This window comes from Burkholderia sp. R-40 (genome assembly GCF_049942845.1).
Taxonomy (GTDB): Bacteria; Pseudomonadota; Gammaproteobacteria; order Burkholderiales; family Burkholderiaceae; genus Burkholderia; species Burkholderia ambifaria.
In genome coordinates, this window is the sequence record NZ_CP187968.1 from 1,648,316 (window position 1) to 1,669,981 (window position 21,666).

14 protein-coding genes and 1 pseudogene are annotated in these 21,666 nt (G+C 64.0%); 7 read left to right on the top strand and 8 right to left on the bottom strand.

The window, feature by feature from the left end; all coding sequences use genetic code 11:
- The first annotated feature begins 112 nt into the window (after nt 1–112).
- From ACP26O_RS23810 to ACP26O_RS23820, 3 genes are all read left to right on the top strand, one after another.
- Nucleotides 113–1,927 (top strand): ExeM/NucH family extracellular endonuclease, encoded by a 1,815-nt coding sequence (locus ACP26O_RS23810; RefSeq protein WP_175664479.1) that lies wholly within the window; start codon nt 113–115, stop codon nt 1,925–1,927.
- 814 nt (nt 1,928–2,741) lie between these two features.
- The gene (locus ACP26O_RS23815; RefSeq protein WP_175664480.1) at nt 2,742–4,592 is read left to right on the top strand and encodes a S10 family serine carboxypeptidase-like protein; all 1,851 of its coding nucleotides are present in this window, start codon (nt 2,742–2,744) and stop codon (nt 4,590–4,592) included.
- Between the two features lie 44 nt (nt 4,593–4,636).
- The gene (locus ACP26O_RS23820; RefSeq protein WP_050810674.1) at nt 4,637–5,065 is read left to right on the top strand and encodes a hypothetical protein; all 429 of its coding nucleotides are present in this window, start codon (nt 4,637–4,639) and stop codon (nt 5,063–5,065) included.
- 193 nt (nt 5,066–5,258) lie between these two features.
- On the opposite strand, the gene ACP26O_RS23825 is transcribed toward ACP26O_RS23820, so the two are convergent.
- Nucleotides 5,259–6,263: a helix-turn-helix domain-containing protein gene (locus tag ACP26O_RS23825; protein ID WP_175664481.1), complete on the bottom strand. Its 1,005-nt coding sequence runs from the start codon at nt 6,261–6,263 to the stop codon at nt 5,259–5,261.
- Nucleotides 6,264–6,452: 189 nt separating this feature from the next.
- On the opposite strand from ACP26O_RS23825, the gene ACP26O_RS23830 reads away from it, so the two are divergent.
- The 3 genes from ACP26O_RS23830 to glyA all read left to right on the top strand — a co-directional run bounded on the left by ACP26O_RS23830 (nt 6,453) and on the right by glyA (nt 10,081).
- Nucleotides 6,453–7,700: a D-arabinono-1,4-lactone oxidase gene (locus ACP26O_RS23830; RefSeq protein ID WP_175664482.1), complete on the top strand. Its 1,248-nt coding sequence runs from the start codon at nt 6,453–6,455 to the stop codon at nt 7,698–7,700.
- Between the two features lie 33 nt (nt 7,701–7,733).
- Nucleotides 7,734–8,513 (top strand): SDR family NAD(P)-dependent oxidoreductase, encoded by a 780-nt coding sequence (locus ACP26O_RS23835; RefSeq protein ID WP_175664483.1) that lies wholly within the window; start codon nt 7,734–7,736, stop codon nt 8,511–8,513.
- Between the two features lie 320 nt (nt 8,514–8,833).
- Nucleotides 8,834–10,081, top strand: coding sequence for a serine hydroxymethyltransferase (gene glyA, locus ACP26O_RS23840; RefSeq protein WP_126226483.1), 1,248 nt, complete (start codon nt 8,834–8,836; stop codon nt 10,079–10,081).
- 149 nt (nt 10,082–10,230) lie between these two features.
- Here glyA and ACP26O_RS23845 read toward each other — a convergent pair whose 3' ends face one another.
- Nucleotides 10,231–11,763 carry an amino acid permease gene (locus tag ACP26O_RS23845; protein ID WP_175666047.1) on the bottom strand — a complete coding sequence of 511 codons (1,533 nt, stop codon included), beginning with the start codon at nt 11,761–11,763 and terminating at the stop codon, nt 10,231–10,233.
- Nucleotides 11,764–11,998: 235 nt separating this feature from the next.
- Here ACP26O_RS23845 and ACP26O_RS23850 point away from each other — a divergent pair.
- Nucleotides 11,999–12,455 (top strand): annotated as a pseudogene (locus ACP26O_RS23850) (DJ-1/PfpI family protein); the annotation flags it as partial.
- Between the two features lie 62 nt (nt 12,456–12,517).
- Here ACP26O_RS23850 and ACP26O_RS23855 read toward each other — a convergent pair.
- The 6 genes from ACP26O_RS23855 to ACP26O_RS23880 form a co-directional block, all read right to left on the bottom strand.
- A complete protein-coding gene (locus ACP26O_RS23855; protein WP_175666048.1) occupies nt 12,518–14,002 on the bottom strand; it encodes an aminotransferase class V-fold PLP-dependent enzyme in 1,485 nt (494 codons plus the stop codon).
- Nucleotides 14,003–14,254: 252 nt separating this feature from the next.
- The gene (locus ACP26O_RS23860) at nt 14,255–14,569 is read right to left on the bottom strand and encodes a TrfB-related DNA-binding protein (protein WP_244099059.1); all 315 of its coding nucleotides are present in this window, start codon (nt 14,567–14,569) and stop codon (nt 14,255–14,257) included.
- A gap of 18 nt (nt 14,570–14,587) precedes the next feature.
- Nucleotides 14,588–14,845 (bottom strand): PAAR domain-containing protein, encoded by a 258-nt coding sequence (locus tag ACP26O_RS23865; RefSeq protein WP_011660133.1) that lies wholly within the window; start codon nt 14,843–14,845, stop codon nt 14,588–14,590.
- A gap of 71 nt (nt 14,846–14,916) precedes the next feature.
- Complete coding sequence (locus ACP26O_RS23870; protein ID WP_425101421.1) at nt 14,917–16,389, bottom strand: virulence factor; 1,473 nt, start codon at nt 16,387–16,389, stop codon at nt 14,917–14,919.
- On the bottom strand, nt 16,386–18,698 hold the full coding sequence (locus ACP26O_RS23875) for a T6SS effector phospholipase Tle3 domain-containing protein (protein WP_175666050.1): 2,313 nt from the start codon (nt 18,696–18,698) through the stop codon (nt 16,386–16,388). Before ACP26O_RS23875 ends, ACP26O_RS23870 begins: the two co-directional genes overlap by 4 nt.
- 18 nt (nt 18,699–18,716) lie before the next feature.
- Nucleotides 18,717–21,473 carry a type VI secretion system Vgr family protein gene (locus tag ACP26O_RS23880; RefSeq protein ID WP_175666051.1) on the bottom strand — a complete coding sequence of 919 codons (2,757 nt, stop codon included), beginning with the start codon at nt 21,471–21,473 and terminating at the stop codon, nt 18,717–18,719.
- Nucleotides 21,474–21,666: the final 193 nt, after the last annotated feature.

Below are 21,666 nucleotides of genomic sequence, written 5' to 3' on the forward strand. Positions count from 1 at the left end.
AGCGCGAGCGCGCAGCGATACCGGCAATTACATATACCTGTCTTCCGGTTACTAAAAACTGTCACCGAGCGCCGCTAAGCTTTCGCCACCCTCACAACCGGGATTCCCCGTCATGCGCTCGACAATCCGCCTGTTTGCCCCGCTATTGCTGCTGCCCACGCTTGCCGCACCGGTCCTCGCGGCGACCGCCGCTCCCGTCAGCCCGAACTGCGGCGGCAGCACGACGCCGATCGCCGACATCCAGGGGCCGGGCGCGCCGTCGCCGCTCGCGGGCCAGAACGCGTCGATCGAAGCGGTCGTCACGGCCGATTTCGGCGGCACGGACGGCTTCGGCGGCTTCTTCGTCCAGCAGGCGGACCCGCAGCGGCGCAACCAACCGGGCGTGTCCGAAGGCCTGTTCGTCTATGCGCCGAAAGTACGCGCGAAGGCCGGCGATCTCGTGCACGTGACGGGCAAGGTCGAGGAGAAATACGGGCAGACGCAGCTCACGCTGTCGGGCGCGATCGCGGTGTGCGCGAACGGCCAGACGGTCACGCCGGCGACGCTCACGCTGCCGGTCGACAGCCCGAGCGCATTCGCCGCATATGAAGGGATGCTGGTGCGCCTGCCGCAGACGCTCACCGTCACCGACAACTACGAGCTCGGCCGCTACGGCAGCACGATGCTAAGCAACGGCCGGCTGCGCACGCTGACGAGCGTGGTGCCGCCGTCGCAGGCGCAGACGCAGATCGATGCGAACGCACGCAACCGGCTGATTCTCGACGACGGCTCGAACAAGCAGAACCCGGCGAGCGTGCCGTATCCGGCGCCGGAACTGTCGGCCGCGAACACGCTGCGCTCGGGCTACACCGTGCGCAACGTCGAAGGCGTGCTCGAGGTGCGCTACGGCGCATGGCGCGTGCAGCCGCTGCCCGGCGCGGCCGCGCCGACGTTCGATACGCGCTCGAACCCGCGCACCAACGCACCGGCACGCGATCCGAAATCGAACCTGCGCGTCGCGTCGTTCAACGTCCTCAACTACTTCAACGGCAACGGCATGGGCGGCGGCTTCGACGATCCGAACAATCGCGGCGCGAAGAGCTTCCAGGAATTCCAGCGTCAGGAAGCGAAGATCGTCAGCGCGCTGAAGGCGCTCGACGCCGACGTGATCGGCCTGATGGAAATCCAGAACAACGGCTACGGCGAACTGAGCGCGGTGCGCCAGCTGGCGGCGAAGCTCGGCAGCAACTGGCGCGTGGTCGATCCGGGCACGTCGCGCCTCGGCGGCGACGCGATCACGGTCGCGATGATCTACGACAGCCGCACGGTCGAACCGGTCGGCCGCGCGTCGACGCTCGCGATCGACGACAAGAACCGCCAGCCGCTCGCGCAGTCGTTCCGCCGCGTCGGCGGCAACAAGCAGGCGCTGACGATCGCGGTCAACCACCTGAAGTCGAAGAACTGCCCGGACGCGGCGAACGACGATCTCGACCAGGGCGACGGCCAGGGCTGCTGGAACCCGACGCGCACGCGCGCGGCGGCGAAGCTGGCCGACTGGCTCGCCGGCACGCCGACGGGCGTCGCGGGGCAGGGCACGCTGCTGATCGGCGACTTCAACAGCTACACGCATGAAGACCCGATCCGCCTGCTTGAAGCGCGCGGCTACCGCAACCTCGTGTCGCGCTGGATCGGCGCCAATGCGTACAGCTACGTGTACAACGGCGAAGCCGGCTACCTCGATCACGCGCTCGCATCGTTGCCGCTCGCGTCGCACGTGAAGGCCGTGCACGAATGGCACATCAACGCGGATGAGCCGCTCGCGCTGCAGTATACGCTCGCGTACAAGTCGGCCGAGCAGCAGAAGACGTACTACGCGCCGGATGCGTATCGCTCGTCGGATCACGATCCGGTGCTGATCGATATCGCGCTGCCGGGCGGCGGGCGCTGATCGCCGCTCGAGCGTTCGAGCGTTCGAGCGTTTGAATGATGGCGTGCGGCGTTGCCGCACGTCGTCGCGTGAGCGGGGGCGTCGCCGCTCGCTCGTGCGGCCTCTCCATTCTCCACGCATCACGTGCCCGATGCGCGATTGCCGCAATGCAATTCGCAATCCGCAATGCGCGGGGCGAATGATTGCTTCTTCCTTGTGAATAACCCGCGTCTTACGCAGCCGAGCGACGTTATTCCGATATCGGGTAAATAATTCCGTCGCCCATCCTGAAAATCGGTATTTCGTGGATAGAGCCGGATTTTATTCAGCAATTCGCGTCAATCGGCTTCAGGTAATTAAAATGAAAGAATAACCCTGTCGATTTGAAGGAATCCCACGCACGTGGCTAATGCCAGAAAAGGGTTATGCAACGTGCAACAAAGCCGCGGCATTCCGGGGAATACCACTCGCAGGGCGTGCCGGCTGCGAACAATCGCATTTTCTTTCAAAATCCAGACACTGATCTCCGTTCGCATCATCGGAGATTTTTTAATATCCGAATGATCTTTGACAACGCGCCGCAACACCGCCTATTTTTGTGGTGTCGTAAATTTAGGTAATACAAAAGTCGTCAAAACTGCAAGGGGGCGGCGTTCCCGCATCATTCTCCGCCAGCAGTTTGCTGTGTCTGTATCAAGTTCAGTCTCTCGAAGAAGTCCAATCCCCAACCGCCGTCTGCCGATCGTGCAACGCGAGTGGCGGGTGTGCCTGCGCGTTTTTCGCCGGCGATGGCGGCCTGTGTGTGAAGCGATATTCGACCCACAAGGACAGAGGCATGCAACCAGACAGGAGCAGTACCGGCAGCCGCCGCGAACGCCGCGGCCGGCTGGCCGGGCTAGGCGCATTGACCGTCTTGACCATGGTGCTCGCGAGCTGCGGCGGCGACGATTCGTCGTCGGTCGGCGCGTCGAGCCTCGCGCAGGCCACCGCCAGCCAGCAGGCCGGCGCGCAGCAGGCGGCCGGCAATCAGACGCCCGCGGCGAACCAGCCTTACGTCGACCCCGTTGCCTATTCGATGAACGCGACCGACGGCCTCGCGCCCGGGCAGGTGTCGGAGAAGGCTGCGGTAATGCATTACCAGTGGAAATCCGGCGGCACGACGGTCAACTACACGACGACCACCGGCCACCTGACCGCGCAGGACGCGAACGGCAACGCTGAGGCGTCGATGTCGTATGTCGCGTACACCGCGCCGAGCACGAACGGCAAGCCGCGTCCCGTCACGTTCGTCTATAACGGCGGCCCCGGCTCGTCGTCGATCTGGCTGCGGCTCGGCTCGTTCGCGCCGACGCGCGTCGCGACGCCCGATCCGCTGTTCGGCACCAACTGGCCGAACTATCCGCTCGTCGACAACGCGGAAAGCCTGATCGACACCACCGATCTCGTGTTCATCGACCCGCCGGGAACCGGGCTGTCGGAAGCCGTGTTGCCGAACACCAACCAGAAGTACTGGGGCTCCGACGCGGACGTCAACGTCATGCGCGACTTCATCCAGCGCTACCTGAACGTGAACGGCCGCGGCACGTCGCCGATCTACCTGTACGGCGAATCGTACGGCACGCCGCGCACCGACATGCTCGCGCTGGCGCTCGAATCGGCCGGCGTGCACCTCACAGGTATCGTGCTGCAGTCGGCGATTCTGAACTACTTCGCGGATGCGGTGGAGGCGGTGGCGATCACGCAGTCGACCGAAGGGCTGCTGCTCGACACCGATACCGTGGCCGGCTATCTGCCCGGCTATGCGGCGGTCGCGGCGTACTTCAACCAGGTGTCGCCGGCGCCGGTCAACCCATTCCTGTATGCACTGCAGACCGAACTGTTCACCACGCTAATCTACAACCAGCTGCAGAAGTATTCGCAGTCGTGGGTGCTGAGCCAGCTCGGCATTCCGGATGCGCTCGGCACGCCGGTGTTCCCGAGCGATGCGACGCTGAAGCTGTGGTCGATCCCGTCGAGCCTCACGCAACAGGCGCTGCGCGACTACTTCAACGCGAACCCGTTCGGCACGAACCTGGTGCCCGGCACGACGATCGGCCGCTACGACGGACGCGTGTCGTTGCCGAACAGCGATCCGCGGCTGCAGGCGGACGGCGACCCGTCGGACATCCTGATCTCGCAGCCGTTCACGAACGCGCTCGCGACGCAGATGCCCGACTACCTCGGCTACACCGCGCCGAACGCGACCTACCTGCCGTTGAACGACAACATCATCCAGGTGTGGGACTTCTCGCATGACGGCCAGCCGATGCCCGACACGATCCCCGATCTGCTCGGCGCGCTGCAGCTCAATCCGAAGCTCCAGGTGCTCGCGGAGAACGGCCTCCACGATCTGGCCACGCCGTTCTTCAACACGGAGAAGCAGCTCGCCCGTCTGCAGACGGTGAAGGGCCTGAATCCGAAGCTGCAGGTGAACTTCTTCCAGGGCGGACACATGACGTATCTGGATGACGTGGCGCGTCCGCAGATGAAGCGCGACCTGGCGACGTTCTACAAGGGCGCGCGGATTCCGACGGCGCTGACGCTGAAGACCCTGCCGCCGCCGTGGCCGGACGAGAATCCGGCCGGCACGCCGACCGGCAGCACGCCGGGCGCGACGGCCGCGACTTCGCTGGCAGCGGCACCGTAAACGACGGACTCCTTGCGAAAAGGAACCCTCTATTCATCCATTGAATGCGAGTGATCATGTCTCCAATCAACTTGATGCGACGTATGTGTTCGTTGATCGTCCTCGGTGCGGTGATGAGCGCCGCGCATGCGCTGCCGCCGCAGGCGGTGGCCCCGGTGAAGCTGCCGCACGGCGGCCACGGCGTCGACGGTCCGTTCTTTCCGTCGACCCGCGTGGCGCCCGTATTGCCGTCGACCGGCGCGACGCTGCAGCAGCAGGCGCAGAAGCGCGTCGATGCCCGGCTCGGCGGCAACACGGTGCTGGGCAACGGTGCGGCTGTGACGAAAGCGCAGGCGCAGAGCAGCGGACTCGGGTTCGTCGCGAAGCACTTCGACGAGATCGATGCGAAACACACCGGTCGCGTGACGATGAGCGATGTGCGGCAGTTCATCCAGCAGCGGCAGGTGCAGGCGCAGCAGGAACAGCAGGAGTGACGGTGTAGTGAGTTCGTGCGCGGGAGGGTGGCCGGTGCCGGTTCGGTGCCGGCTGCCCAACCGCGGCGGCGATTTGCTTTCAACCTGCCGCGGCGCACGTTCGGCTGCGGCTTTCTTCATGGAGGTTCGGCACGCACGCGCGTAACGCGAAGCCGCGTCACGTGTCACGCATCACGCCTCGCACGATCGACGCTCACGCTTCCCGCTGCGCGTAGCGCCTCGCCGTCGCCGACGGCAACTCGCCGAACATCGCGCGATAGTCCTGCGCGAAACTGCTCAGGTGCCAGAAGCCCCACTTCGTCGCGGCCGACGTCACCGGGCCGCCGAGCCGCAGCTCGCGGCGAACGTGATTGAGCCGAACGGCGCGCAGGTAGGCGATCGGATTCAGATTGAGCGTGTCGTGGAACGCGTATTGCACGGTACGCCGGCTGATGCCGAGCTGCACGCACAGCTCGGCGATCGACAGCGGGCACGTCGACGCATCCTGGAGCCGCGCCTGCGCCGCGTTGACGAGCGACCAGTACTTCGTCGAACGCGTCGCGAGGGCTTCCGCGTCCGGCGCGGGCATCGTCATCGCTTCGGAAATCGCATACAGCACGGTCCGCTCGAGCAGTTCGATCCGATCCTGCGTCGTCACGTCGTCGGCCGGCGTGCTCTTCGCGGCCGCGGCCATCGCATGGCGCAGCAGGTGACGCAGGCGATCCGCGACCTGGGCCGTCATCGGGATCAGCGGTGCGAAGGTGCGGGCCCGCAGCGACGCGGCGAACGTGCGCAGCGCTGGCGTCGACAGCTTGTCGGGCGCGATCTCGACGTTCACCAGCACATGCCGGTCCGGAGAATAGAACTCGAACATGGGCTGGCTCGAGAACACGTGGAGGCTGTCGCGCCCGCTCTTTTCGCCGCACATGCGCGCATGGCCTTCGAGCTCCAGCGGCACGGCCACGGCGACACGATCCGACGGCACCGCGCCCTGTTGCAGGATCACCTTGTCGAGGTCTTCGACCAGCAGCCGGATGCCGCCGAGCGACACGATGGACGACGAGCCATGAAACCGGCCGCCCGAGATCTGCGTGTAGTTGAGGTGCCAGCCGTCGAAGATCCGTGCCTGCTCCTCCACGTCGGTGAACGCGCAGAACGTCACCCTCCGCGCGAGCGGCGGCGCGCCGGAGTAATCGCTCGGATCGGCAGACGGCGTCATCGGAGTCGGGAGGGGAGCGGGCGGATCGATTCATTGTAGTCGCTGCACGCGCCGGTCAAAAAACCCCGGAGAAAACCCTCGCTTGCCGAAATCCGATAGTGCAAAGCCGGCCGGCGAAATATCGTTGGCGTGAACACGACGCATCGCGCCGGCATCGGGGCCGGCCCGCGCACTTCAGGAGAGACGTTGATGGAGCTTCCACGTGGCGGATTCTGGCGGAACTGGGTCGGCAATCAGTCGTGCGTCGCCGCGCACATGGCGGCGCCCACCAGCGAGGCGGAGATTGCCGAGCTGGTGCATGCCGCGACGAGCCGGGGCAAGAACGTCCGCTGCGCGGGATCGGGGCATTCGTTCACGCCCATCGTCGCGACGAGCGGCCTGCTGCTGTCGCTGAAGGACTACCACGGCATCGTCGCGGTCGACGAGCGGCAGAAGCGCGTGACGGTGAAGGCCGGCACGCGGATCAACGCGGTCACGCAGCATCTGAAGCAAATCGGCTTCTCGCTCGTCAACCAGGGCGACATCGATTCGCAGGCCATAGCCGGTGCGTTGGCGACGGGCACGCACGGCACCGGGACGACGCTGAGCAATCTGTCGTCGCAGGTGGTCGGGATGCGCATCATTCGCCCCGACGGCTCGATCATGGAAGTGAGCGACAAGCAGGACCTCGACCTGCTGCACGCGACGCAGGTGAATATCGGCATGTTCGGCGTGGTCTCCGAGCTGACGCTGCAGGTGACCGACGCGTTCTGGCTGCACGAGCGCGTGTGGCGCGAGGACTTCGACGCGCTGATGGAACGTTACGACGAACTCGCGGCGACGCACCGGCATTTCGGTTTCTTCTGGTGCCCGACGTCCGAAAGCCGCCACCTGTACTGCCTGCCCGACACCACCGCGGTGTCGAATTCGAAGAAGGACTACGACGTGTGCGAAGTGAAGGTGATGGACGTCACCGACGCGCGCACGTACCACGAAGGCGAGCACGAGAAGATCGCGTACAGCTCGGAGGTCTACGCGATCCATTACATCGCAAACTTCCACGAACTCGAATACGCGGTGCCCGCCGAACACGGCAAGGAAGCGCTGCGCCGCGTGCGTGACCTGATCCTCACGAAGCATCGGGACTGCATCTTCCCGGTCGAGTACCGCTTCACGAAGGGCGATCCGGCATGGATCAGCCCGTTCAATCACCAGGACAGCGTGACCATCTCGTGCTCGGGCGGTCCGAACGGCGTCGACTACTGGCCGTTCCTGAAGGATGTCGACGACATCCTGCGCGACTACGGCTCGCGTCCGCACTGGGGCAAGCTGCACTTCACGAACCGCGACGACGTGGACCGCTGGTTCCCCAAGGCCGAGGCGTTCCGCGAACTGCGCCGCAGCGTGGACCCGGAAGGCCGTTTCCTCAACGATCATCTTCGGACCCTGTTCAGCTGAGGGATCCTGACGAATCACACTGGAGAACGACGCATGAATGCCAAGATTGACGGTCGCCTTGCCGGCAAGGTCGCCATCGTGAGCGGCGGCGCGGGCGGATGCGGCGCCGCCGCGTCCGAGCTGTTCGCCGCGCAGGGCGCGAAGGTGGCGATCATCGACCGCGACGGCGACGCGGCCGACACGCTCGCGTCGCGCTTGCGCGATGCCGGCCTGCACGCGATCGGCCTGCAAGCCGACGTGTCGAAGCAGGCGGACGTGCAGAGCGCGGTCGATGCGGCCCGCGCGCAGTACGGCAACGCGGACATCCTGTTCAATCATGCGGGCACGCTGATCGTCAAACCGTTCCTCGACATCGAGGAGTCGGAATGGGACTGGCTGATGGGCGTGAACGTGAAGAGCATGTTCCTGATGACGAAGGCGGTGCTGCCGCAGATGCTGGAAAAAGGGCGCGGCAGCATCGTGTGTACGTCGTCGATCTCGGCCGTCTTCGCGACGCCCGGCGAGGTGCTGTATGACGCGACCAAGGGCGCATGCCAGATGTTCGCGCGGGCGATCGCCGTCGAATACCGCGACCGCGGCATCCGCTGCAACGCATTGGCGCCCGGGTTCATCCGCACGCCGCACGGGATGCGCGAGCTGAAGGATCTGCAGGCGATGGGCGTGGACGCGACCGAGGCGGCCATCGCGGTGCAGCAGGGCCGGCTGTGCGAGCCGTCGGAAGTGGCCGCGGCCGCGCTGTTCCTTGCGTCCGACGAATCGAGCTTCGTCAACGGTACCCAGCTGTTCGTCGACAACTGTTTTTCCGCCGTTTAGGCCCCCATATACGCAAGAAGCCGACGGGCTGGCGCGACCACTCCGGGAACGGCAGGTTCGGTCGAAGGTGCCGCAGCGATGCGGACCTTCGATTTTTTTTGGCCGGGCGTCGCGCGATGCGTCCTAGCGGAATGTCGCAATCCTTCTATCTGAACGCCGTGGCCTCTGCTGGAATGGCAACGACGAGTCACCGTTCAGCCGGCTTCGCGACGCGGCATGGTTGTCGACGTCATCGAGCGCCGGTTCGGCGCTCGGCTTCGCGGGTCCGGGCAAGTCCGGCATACCAGGATCAATCCATCACTCTCTTCTGATCAATCATCATGTTCAATCGCACTACCAGCACCGTCGCCAACGTCGATCCCGAACTCTGGACTGCCATTCAGGACGAGAACCGCCGCCAGGAAGACCACATCGAGCTGATCGCGTCGGAAAACTACACGAGCCCGGCCGTGATGGCCGCGCAGGGCTCGCAGCTCACGAACAAGTACGCGGAAGGTTATCCGGGCAAGCGCTACTACGGCGGCTGTGAATACGTCGACGTGGTCGAGCAGCTGGCGATCGATCGTGTGAAGCAGCTGTTCGGCGCGGAAGCCGCGAACGTGCAGCCGAACTCGGGTTCGCAGGCGAACCAGGGCGTGTTCTTCGCGATGCTCAAGCCGGGCGACACGATCATGGGCATGAGCCTCGCGCACGGTGGTCACCTGACGCACGGCTCGCCGGTGAACATGTCGGGCAAGTGGTTCAACGTGGTGAGCTACGGGCTGAACGAGCAGGAAGACATCGACTACGACGCGGCCGAGCAGCTCGCACAGGAACACAAGCCGAAGCTGATCGTCGCGGGCGCATCGGCGTTCGCGCTGAAGATCGACTTCGAGCGTCTGGCGAAGATCGCGAAGTCGGTCGGTGCGTACCTGATGGTCGACATGGCGCACTACGCCGGCCTGATCGCAGCGGGCGTGTATCCGAACCCGGTGCCGCACGCCGACTTCGTGACGACGACGACGCACAAGAGCCTGCGCGGCCCGCGCGGCGGCGTGATCCTGATGAAGTCGGAATACGAGAAGCCGATCAACTCGGCGATCTTCCCGGGCATCCAGGGTGGCCCGCTGATGCACGTGATCGCGGCGAAGGCCGTGGCGTTCAAGGAAGCGCTGTCGCCGGAATTCAAGGCGTACCAGGAAAAGGTGGTCGAGAACGCGCGCGTGCTGGCTGAAACGCTGGTCAAGCGCGGGCTGCGGATCGTGTCGGGCCGCACCGAAAGCCACGTGATGCTGGTGGACCTGCGCGCGAAGAACATCACGGGCAAGGCGGCGGAAGCGGCGCTGGGCGCTGCGCACATCACGGTGAACAAGAACGCGATCCCGAACGATCCGGAAAAGCCGTTCGTGACGAGCGGCATCCGCCTGGGTTCGCCGGCGATGACGACGCGCGGCTTCGGCCCGGCGGAAGCCGAACTGGTCGGCAACCTGATCGCCGACGTGCTGGAAGCGCCGGAAGATGCGGCGACGATCGAGCGCGTTCGCGGGCGCGTCGCGGAGTTGACGCAGCGTTTCCCGGTCTACGGCTGACGCGCTGCAATCGGGCAGCCGGTCGGGCGTTCAACTGCTCAGGCGGTTGAATCTCGTCCGGTCCGAAGCGATGTAAAAAAATCCGGCTCGCCGTGTATGTGCGAGCCGGATTTTTTGCATTGTAATCCTACGTATGAGCCGCTATCGCTTCACACCGACGCATCGACGTTCGCCTCGAGTTCGCGAATGCGCGCGTCGTTGTGCGTGTCCTTGAGCACCGGCGGGCCCGCGAACGACTTGCGCACACCGAAGCCGTACCAGATCACCATCAGCACGACCACGAACGCAACCAGCACGTAGAGCACCTTCTCGTTCGGCGGCTGGATGCCGACGTAAGCCAGCACGCAGGCGCCCACCAGCCCGAGCAACGCGCACGGCTTCGACCAGATGCCGAGCTGGAACGGGCCTTTTTCGGTCCACGTGCGCCCTTCGGCGAGCATCCCGGAGCCGATCGGCATCGCATACGAGATGAACAGGAACACGGCGCTGCCCGCGCTCAACACCGAGAACGCGTCGCCGTACAGCGTGACGACGATCGCGAGCACGGCGCACGTCCAGATCGCGGGGCCGGGCGTCCGATGGTTGTGATTCACGCTGCGCAGCAGTTTCGACGCCGGCAGCCCGCCGTCGCGCGCAAACGCATACACCATGCGCGACGTCGACATGATCGCGGCGAGCCCGCACACGTAGTTGATGAAGAACATCGCGAGTTCGAGGCACACGCGCAAGGTCTTCGGAATCGGCGCGAGGATCGCTTCGAAGAAGCCGGTGCCCTGTTTCATCGCGGCCGTCAGGTCCGGCATCACCAGCACGAACGTGCACACCATCACGTAGCCGAACACCGCGGACCAGAACACCGAGCCGATGATGCCGCGCGGCACGTTCTTCGCCGCGTTGTGGGTCTCTTCGGACGTGTGCGCGGACGCGTCGAAGCCCGTGATCGTGTAGGTCACCAGCAGCAGGCCGGACAGGAACGCGAGCGGCAGCGTCTGTTTCGGCCATGCGCCGCCGTCGACGCCGGTGAAGTTCGTGAAGGTGACGAGCCGATGCAGGTCGAACGCGACCGGCGAGTAGACGAGCAGCGACACGACCAGCGCGATCGTCACGACGAAGATCAGGTAGCCGGACAGGTCGGTGATCTTGCTCGCGATCTTGATGCCGCGTGCGTTCAGCATCGCCTGCGACAGCGTGATGAACGCGATGAACGCGGTCTGATGCCACCACGTCAGGCTGTCCGAAGTGACGCCGAACATCGGGGCGATCAGCGTCTTGAAGAACGGATCATAGGTGCCGAAATTGATCGCGGCGATCACGAAGATCAGGCCGATCAGGTTGAGCCACGCCGTCATCCACCCCCATTGCTTCCCGCCGAGGATGGCGCCCCAGTGATAGAGGCCGCCGGCGGTGGGGAACGCCGATGCGATCTGCGACATCGACACTGCGACGATCAGCGCGAACAGCGAGCCGAGCGGCCAGCCGAGGCCGATCGATGCGCCGCCGGCGGCGGAAAACGCGAGCTGAAACGCCGTGATGCCGCCCGACAGAATGCAGATCACCGAAAACGACACGGCGAAGTTCGAGAAGCCGCTCATGCGTCTCGACAGCTCCTGCGCATATCCCATCTTGTGGAGAAGGCTTACGTCACTGTCGGTGCCTGAGTCAGGCTGGATTTTCGCGTCCATGTTCGCTCCGTCACGAATGTCCTGCATGGCAGGACCGTCATCGCTGCCCGGGCCCGGCATTGCGGCCCGCCCCTGGAATTCGTCGGCGGCACGCGACGTCATGGGTGAATGACACGTCGCTTTCCGGTCCGATGCGGGAACGGTATGAAGCCAAATCTCGCGACGCTATCGGATTTCGGCAATGCACCGGAAAGTCTGGACGGATGCACCTTTCGGGGGCGTCGAGGGGGGGGCTGATGCGGCTTGGGTCGGCGATCGCCGTTATGTGATGGAGGGGAATGCGATGACGGCGACTGGCGTGGCCGCGTCGGTTCGCGCGTCGATTGCATTGGTGAATGCGTTGGCGGGATCGGCGGCGGGGCGCAACGTCGGCGCGGATGGATGGAGCGATGTGCACGACGGCAGCCGGGTCGGGTTGACCGCACGTGCCGTTGCGACTGCGCCGACGAATCGCGTCACGTTCTGGCGGTATCGGACCTTCGATTGGCCGGTCGCGAGCGGCTTCGACGAACTCCCCGATGGTGCTCACCGCCGATGCGTGGGTGCGGACATCGCGCAGCGATGTTGGCGCAACGGCGGATGCGCAAGTACGTTGCGACGCGCTGCTGCCCGGTGTGCTCGCAGACGTCGTGGCGCGCTACGGCGACGCGACGTCAGACTGGGTGGCGCTGCAACTGGAGCGGGTGAAGTAGGGGGAGAACTGGCGCGTCGCCCGACGCGAACCGCGCTTCGCCGCGCGGAAACGGCGTTGCGCTCAGGCCGTCGCCGTCCGCCGCGCCGTCAGCCGGTTCCACAGCATCCCGGAGCGGCTTCCGCTGCGGCAATACGCGAGCACGGGCTTCGGCAGCGCATCGACCAGTGCGCCGAACGCGTCGACTTCCGCATCGCCGATCCGGTCGCGTTCGACCGGCAGATAGCGCGCGTCGAGGCCGAGTTCGCGCGCGGCGGCCGCGATCTCGTCGAAGGCCGGTTGATCGGCGCCTTCGCCGTCCGGCCGGTTGCAGATCACCGCGCGAAAGCCTGCATTGCGGATCGCTTTCAGGTCCGCCGCCGTGATCTGTCGCGACGCGGTGAACCCGGTGGCGGCCGCGGCCCGGCATTGCTCGATCGCGCGCGCGAAACACGCGACCGCGAAATCGACGTCCTGCTCGGTCGTGAAGCGGCCGAAGCTGATACGCACCGTGCGGCCGGCGGTTTCCGCATCGAGACCGATCGCGGTCAGCACGTGGGACGGCGCGCCGCTCGTCGAATTGCATGCGGAGGTCGACGACACGGCAAGCGAATCGCCGAGCATGAACGGGAAGAAGCCCGGCGCGTTCACCGTGAGGCTCAACGTGTGCGGGATGCGGCGCGCCGCTGCCGCGTTGTGCGTGATGTCGCCGAGCGCGTGCAGCGCGTCCTTCAGGCGCGCGCTGAGTGCCGCGATCCGCTCGGCTTCGCGCTCGAGCTTGTCGGCGGCCAGCTCGCACGCGGTGCCCATCCCGACGATCTGATGCGTCGCGAGCGTGCCCGAGCGCAGGCCGCGTTCGTGCCCGCCGCCGTGAATCTGCGGCGCGATGCGATCGGCGATGTCGCGACGGACGAACAGCGCGCCGATACCCTTCGGGCCATACACCTTGTGCGCGGACATCGACAGCAGGTCGATGCCGAGCGCGCGCACGTCGATCGGCGTCTTGCCCAGCGCCTGCGCGGCGTCGACGTGCAGCAGCGCGCCCGCCGCATGCACGATGCGCGAGATCGCGCCGATGTCCGTCAGCGTGCCGAGCTCGTTGTTGACGAGCATCAGCGACACGAGGCCCGTATCGGGGCGGATCGCCGCGGCCACGGCGTCGACGGTGATTTCGCCGTCGGCGGTGGGGCTCAGGTAAGCGGCCGTCATCCCGCGCTTCGTCAGGTTCGCCATCGTGTCGAGGATGGCCTTGTGTTCGATGCGGCTCGTGATCAGATGGCGCTTGTCGGTCGCGGCTTCCGCGTAGCCCTTCAGCGCGAGGTTGTTCGATTCGGTGGCGCCCGACGTCCAGATGATCTCGTCGGCATGCGCGCCGATCAGCGCGGCAACCTGCGCGCGTGCGTGCTCGACTTTTTCCTTCGCCAGCCGGCCGGCGGCGTGCGAGCTCGACGCGGGATTGCCGAAGATGCCGTCGGCGCCGAGGCAGGCCGTCATCGCTTCGATCACGCGGGGATCCGCAGGGGTGGTGGCTGCGTAGTCGAGGTAGTGCAGCGGGGTGGTATCGCTCATGTCCTTCTCTTGCTCTTCTCTTCGGAATGGGAGAAATGATACGAGGTCGGGCGGGGAAAAAGGATCCAAAAGCGGCTGGGAATTTAGCTTGATATGGAATATGAATCTATCTGACTCCGATATTGGGGGATGAATTTCTTTCTTGGGATGGCGGGGCATCGGGGATTGGTCATACGGATGCCCGCATGGCGCGGCGCATCCAGGTTGCGCCTGGGCCGGCTTGCGACCGACCGAATGCCATTAGCGCGTCGGTCAGGCCGGCTCGTTTTGATCGGGCCGGTTGGATAAACGATACGCGTCCTGCACCCATGCGTGCAGCGCGCGCTCGTATTTCGCCGGGATCGTGATCGTCACCGTGGTGAGGCGTGTGACGTTACCCGGCAGGTCCAGATACCGCTGCCACGCCTTGCGAACGAGTTGAGACATTGCGGAGCGGTTCATGCCCAGCTTCGCGGCCAGTTCGCGCTGCGGGCGGCCCTTCACGAAAATCTCGTGCAGCGCCCACTGGTTCACCGGCTTGATGCGGGTATCTTGAAGCCGCAACAGCCGGAACTGTTCGGCGGTCATGCGTCGTGTCTTCTGCATTCAAATTCGCCCCGAATTCGGAAGTGAAGAAATCAGTTTCGCGCCGCAGGTCGTTTCGTCACCATCGAACGCGGCGGCTTGGCCTTCAATGTTGAAGGCCGGGTCGCCTGCCGCAATCGTGCAGGCGCCGTGGATCGGACACGAGCAGGCGTCGCCGAAGCGCGCGACCGCGCGCCCCATGACCTTGCTGATTCCGGCTCCGGATTCGACCCGGCCGCCGTGGGTATGCATGTCGCCTACGCGGATGATTCCTCGCATATGACTCGTCCTCCGAATGATTCGTGTGGTGGTCGCGTGTTGCTCGCGCTGTGCCGCGGAGCCGGTTTGCATCACCACGAATAACCCTGCATGCCGTAATCGACATCGTGTCGGCGTCCCCACCACGGCAGGTATGCATTGTTTCCGCCGCGCGCGCGGAACCAGTCCTTGGTCGGGTCGATCGGCGTGAGATTCGATGGCGGCCTGACGACGACGGCCACGGGGTGTTCAGCGTCGGTCGTGCCGGCGACCAATGCGTTGCCGCCGAAGTGGTTGATCCGGCCGATCGCGAGCGCGACGTCGGTCAATGCGCTGCCTGTTCCCATGTCGCCGAGCAGGGCGGCGGTGTTGAATGTCTGCTTCTTGTGGTCGTATTCCGGGAGCGTTTCGGTCAAGGTTTGCGCGAGGGCGGCGACGCGTGAGGACGCTGCATCGCTGCCGTGGCCTGCATCGTGAACGATGTAATTCAGGTCAGTGACCGCGACGCCGGCATTGCGGGCCGCTTGGGCGATGGTTGCCTTCCACGCCTGTACGGCGCGAGTCGTGCCGACCTTCGGGGCAAATGCTTTCGTGTCGCCGGCCGCGGCCTTGCCGATCCACGCGAGTGGTTCGCGCTCGGTGTTGAAGTTCGGGCCGGCGAGGAACAGCACGACAAGGTTTTCGTTGATCTGCGCATCCGTGGGCGGGAAGTTGGGGGCGTCCCAGTTCATTGCCCACGCGGTCTTGTCGGGGTTTGCCTGCAAGTAGTCCAACGCGTTGTTCAGCGATGTAAAGCCGGCGTTCGCGCCGCCTTGCGTGATCTGGATATCAGGGGGTGTGTCGCGGCTCCAAAGGGTCTTGGGTGATGGTGGACCGATTTCAAAGCATTGGAGAAACTCATTGGTGAAGTACGTCTTCGCTTCGATCGGATCAAGCCTTGGAGGCAGCGCGAGCTCGATATGTATTCCGGCAAGCTCGCGCCAATCTTTGGGATTCTCGGATTTCACGGTGTAGAAATAGCTCGCGTTCGCGAAGTAGCGCGAACGCATCAACACGAGAAACTTGCTTACGTACTTGTGGTAGAAACCCTTGAATGTTTCCGTGCCACGATTGCCGTACACCAACGCCCCGATTGATCGAAGCGACGAAAATTTTTCGGGTTTGGTGCGCACCATGTCGTCATTCTTGTTCGGTGTCGAAAGTCCTTGCGTCCACAACAATTGCCATTCGGTCGGATAGTCCATGCGTTGCAACGGATTCAACCACATCAGGCCGACGACCTGAGCGACAAACGGCTTGGCCAGTTCTTCAATTTCTGGTTCAGCCGGCTTTAGCGCAGGCGCGGCTTGCACCGGGCGCATCACCGCCGTAGTGAACAGAAACACCATGAGCGCGGCAAGGCCGGGAACGATAACGAATCGTTTCATCCAATCTCCCATTTCCAAATGTGCTGGGTCGGGTTGTTCGACATGCGCCATCAGCGAGGCCATGAGCACTGTGGTGATGAGCCATGTCGAAAAAGCGATGGCGACGCGTCGCGGCCGCGTGGCGATCAGGGACTTCATACGAAACCCCCGGCCTTCAAATAAAACTCGCCTTCACGTTCGTCCGTGATCGCCTCGGGTATCTTTCCTTCGCCATTCGTGGCATGTGCCCATTCGTGCATCGACATTCGATCAAGCATTCCGTATTTAAAGTAGTTGGCGTACGGCTTGTTCGGATTGGAATCGGGAATGCCGTCTCCCATCCGCCAATCGGCCTCGATCCGCAAGCCGTAAAGTTGATCGGGCGTCAAGTAGCACAAGCCCACCGCAACGTCATACGCAAGCGCCTTCTCGGCATGCTCCGGATTGGTCATCGTCGTAGAGTGGTTGGTCGGGCTATTGGTCGCACCACGATCGAGCCAGTCGACGATCTGCTTGTCGCGCCATTCCTTGTAGCCCTCGGGCATCGCACTTTTGCCGTCCTCGCCGATCACGTGCCCGTCGCGATCGAGCCATTCCGTATTCAGCGTTCGACGCGCTTCCATGCGCATCAACGCGCGATCTTCATAGCGCTGTCCGGCTTCCGTTTCCGCCGTACCCTGCGCGACGCTATCCGCGTTCTTTGCGTTGTATTGGTCGTACGGATCGTCGGCCCGCTTGTCCGCATCGGACTTGCTCGCGTCGCGCCACGCGGCTGGTGGATCGTTGCCTTCGTTGAAGTCACTTGTCGCGTCGCCGTCCTTTGTTTCGACGGGCTTGCCGAATCGCAGCGCCTTCGGCGGAAACGGATCGTCTAGTGCCGGCGCATCTGCCACCACGGTCCAGCCTTTCGGCGGATCGGCATTTACACGCAGCATGTTCAACGCGGAGCTGATACCGGTCACGACGAACATCAGGGGCGCTGTCACGAGCGTAGCGGCCACGCCCAAGACAGACTCATTACCCTTGATCGCGCCGATCAGATTGAACTTGGCGGGCGGCGATGGCGGGTACCAGAAGCCCGGTTTTGTTCCTTGCTTGCCATGCCGCCAGTCGTCTTCCCAATACCGATACGGTTTCTGCACGCCGACCGGAAAACCTGATGCGAACACGCGCTGTGTCAGGATGCCCGCCGCACCGATATCCTCAAGTTCGTGCTTGCTGATCCCGCGCCAGCCGATGCCTTGCACCGTCACCGCCGAAATCACCTGATCATGTGGACAGCAATACGCGGTGACGCGGCCATACGTCGACCCATTCAAGCCGTGCCGCGCGCGATCCTCTTGCGCCGCATACGACCGGTTGCTCGTGGGCGATACCCGCTCGTTTGCCATGTCTTCATCGATCTTGCCTGCTAGCAACTCATGCTCCTTGCGAGCGCCGATGATCGATAGAAACTTGCCGAAGGTCTTCGTGCGCGCGGCATAGGTCTGCCGTCCGCGATGACCGCTCGCGTCTTTCGTCGCGCGTTGAGACCATGTATCCATGAACGTGTCGGATTTGTACGGGCCGTCCGCATTCGCAAGGCTATACGGCGCATTCGCCAGTACGTAGGCATCTGCCACGCAATGCCCGGTGCGTCCCCACGGATCTTCGACATCGGGGAAGGTGTCGCCGAAGAACGCTGCTGTCAGGCCGACGATGTTGCCCTGGCTATGACATACGACGGTGATCGGTACATCAGCCTGCATGCGGCGGATCGACTCGATCAGCCTGGCCAATCGCAACGCCGCGAGCACGCCATACGCGCGAGGCGGCGCGCGGTACAGCGGCCGATTGGTTGGATTGATGCCCTGCACTGTCATCCACCCCATCGTTCGATCATCCAGACCGCCGTGCCAGAGATCGGGCAGGCTTGCGCAGCCGTTCGTGAATGGGCCGCCTCCCCAATAGTCCTTCTCGTTCAGAAAGATCTTGTCGCCATACTCCTTCAGTTCGGCCGCGGTCGCCCGATAGCCCCATCGAAAATGAATCACAGGCGAAAACGATGGATCCGGATTGATGTAATTGTCCGGCAGAAAATCGGGATTCAAGAACCCATCCGGCGTCACGCTTTCCGTGTACTTCGCGGGCGTCAGTTGCCCCGCATCGACGCCGTGATACATCATCTGATCGTCCAGCCGCCCGAGCCGCCGATTCATCCCTTTGCACAGCCCTTGCTCCGTTGCATCGAACCATTCGCCCTCCGAGTTGACGCCGTGCACGAAGATCACGATGCCGGGCAACGGCAATTGCTTGATGCAGATCAGCGGCGTGTTCTTTGCAAACATCGTTACGCCTTCGCCGCGGCCGACGACGATCTGCGGCGGCGCCGGCCGCGGCGCAGGAACGTCGGGAGCATCGGCTTTCGTCGCGGGTTGGTCGCCAGGAGTGGCCGCTACCGTCACCGGATCAAGAAATGAATCGCTCATTCAAACTCCTGCGCATTCCTATACGTTTTTCTTGATGAACCGCACCGCCAGTCTCTCGAACTGATCGGCATCGACCGCTGGCAGTTGGCCGGCCACGTCGCTCGATACGTTCGATACCGGCCCGGATGGCTTTTGAATTTCGCCTTCGAATCCCGTCGCCGCGTGGCCGTCCGTCGCGCGGACCAGCTTTGGCACGCGGCCAAGCGTGTCCTGAGCGAATATCGGCATGTCCGCGCTCATGCTCGCCGGACCATCCCACGCATGACCGGCCGACTTCACCGTGAAAGTGCCGGGACATCCCAGCTCGATATCGCCGCCGCGCAGCCGGAGATACGCGCCACCGGACGTAACGAGCACGACTTCATCGCTAGCGGTGCCGACGAGCTTCCCGCCCGCTGCGGTCAATTGAATGTTCTTCGCCGAGTCGACGCGCGTATCGTCGTTCTGCGACTGGATCGTGACCTTCCCCTGATTCGCGATCGCCGACACGCCGTCGCCGTGCGCAAACATCGCGACGCCGCGACCGGCATGCAGATTGATGCGCTCGCCGCTCGTGACTTGCACATGTTGCTGCGCGACCTGATCGATGTTCTCGCCCGCATGGATCACGTGCGTTTTGGGCGTGACGTGGAGCGCCCCGGACTGCGCGCCGAATGCGAGCAGCGCGCACGCATCGTCGGCCGCGCCGCCGGGCGTCCAGTTACGGAATGCACTGGCGACGTTGTCCTGACCGCTGGTGTCCGCGGCCTGCCCGCCGTGCTGGCCGGCGTAATCGCCGAGCGATTTGAAGAGTTCGGTGCATTGATCGAGCAGGCGAACCAGTTCATCGCGATCGAGCTGACCACCGCTGGCCCGTGTGCGCGCATAGGTCGACAGCAGGATGCCGCGGGCGGCGCGCAACGCGGCGGCGGCGTCGGTGCGCAGCTCCGCGCCTTCGCCGCGCGCCTCCGCATGTCCGTTTTCTCGCGGCTGCGTCAGATACCCGAGATTCAATTCGGTGTGCGCATGTTCGCTCGCCAACTGCGCCGAGATTTGCGACGGCGTGTCGTCCAGACGAAGCTGGTTATAACGCCTGCCGTTGATTTCCTTGGTCTTGATGCCGGAGAGGAAACGGTTGCCGGGAAGCGCGCCGGTATGACTGAAGGTCGCTGGCGGGTTCGCGCCATTGCTCAGGACACCGATGATGACCAACCGGTCCGGGTCGCCTGCAAGACATCCCAACAGGACTTCCATGCCGACGCGGGGCAGGAAGAGCGTCCCGAAGTTGCCACCCGCCAGATTTGCCCCGACACGAACGGGTGCACTGTCACCGGCCCGGCCGTTCGTTCCGGCGCCTTGCGCGTGCGCATGATCGGCCGGATCGTAACCGTGGATCCGCACGCGCACGCGGCCGGCGCTGTCGCAAAACACTTCCTCGCCCTGCATGCCGACGATCGTGCCGGTCAGCAGGTGAACCGGCGGCACATCGATCTTCGGATCGTAGGCGGGCTTGAGCGGCACGCCGCGCCGCACGCACGTGAATCGGTTCTCGTAGCGCGTGTCGGTTTGCTCCGACGGATCGGCAAGTGTGGGCGGAGCGGTTTGCGTCAGGTTACGGCTCGCTGCGAAAAGTCCCTGCGCCCGACTCGTCAGCTGCGTTGGCAGGTTGTTCCGGATATCGTGTCGAACCGACGTGACGACAAACCGACGATGCTCGATCGGCTTCATATCCAGCTCCGGGTCGCCCGTCAGCGTGAACCAGTGGCCGACCGGTAAATCGCGCACGTTGCTGACCCCGTCGTATCGCTCGGCTTCGAACTGGTGAGCCAGTATCCGGTCGCGCGTGATGCGGTCGTGATCGGTCCACGAATCGCCGACGTGCGGGATGTCGATTGCGACGTCGGTCAGCAGGTGTGCCAGATCGTTTCCCGATTCACCCTGATGGAGGCTGGCGACGGCCGTTGAATCGTCGATGCGAGCCGTCTTGTAGTCCCACGACGGACGGCGGACCTTGCCGGACGACAGGCGCTGGCGGTGCGCAAAGAGCGTCACCGTGTCGCGCTGCGCAGCGCCTGCGTCGCGAGGGTGAAGGCGCAGCGCACCGGCCGGTGCCTCCTTCAGGCAATGCGGATCGTCGCAAAATACGAGCGTGTGAACCGGCTGCTCGTCGGCCATGCCGTGCACGCGTCCGACTGGTTCGGCCTTCGCGAAGACCGTGATGCCTTCCCGGCGCAGCAGACGCCGGATGAAGCGCGCGTCCGATTCATTGACCTGCCGCGTGAGCTCGCGCACCGGATAGCGATCGGCCTGCAGCCCGGACAGGTCGAAATCGAATGCGCGCGCGAGTGCGTAGCTGCGCTGTTTCCATTCGTTCATCAGCGTCGTGAGGATTTCCGTCACGCTGCGCGAGCGGAATACGCGGGCGTTCGTGCGCCCCTCCATCAACGACAGCGCGTCACACACCTGCAATTGATAGACGGTCAGCTCGCCGTCGGATTGTCCGGTCCGCACTTCGCGCACGATCGCATTGATCGCGCGTACGCCGCCCCGATCGGTTGTCACCCGAACCGACACGGGCAGCCCGAGAAACAGCGCCGGCGACAGATGGTCGTGGGTGGATACGCAGGTCAGCTGCCCTTCGATTCCGGACATCAGCCCTTCATGGATATCGGCGTGATGGAGCGCCAGCAGATGGCCGACCGCGCGTTGCGCGCGCCCGAAATGGAGATCGACCGGCCGCGGGTTCCCGTCAATCAGACCAGACGCAAAATTACGGAGCGTTTTTGCTATCGACATCACGCTAATCTCATTGCTATGTTTCAGAATTCGGATTTATCTGAAATTGAATATCGGTAGGGTTAAGGGCGGAAATCCGATAAATCGCGCGGCGGAGATTAGCAAGTTTTTCTGGCTCGGAGAATATATTTTTATTTTGGGATTGCGAGATTTATCTTTAAGAAACAGTATTTTGCGTTTTTGGCGATCGGTT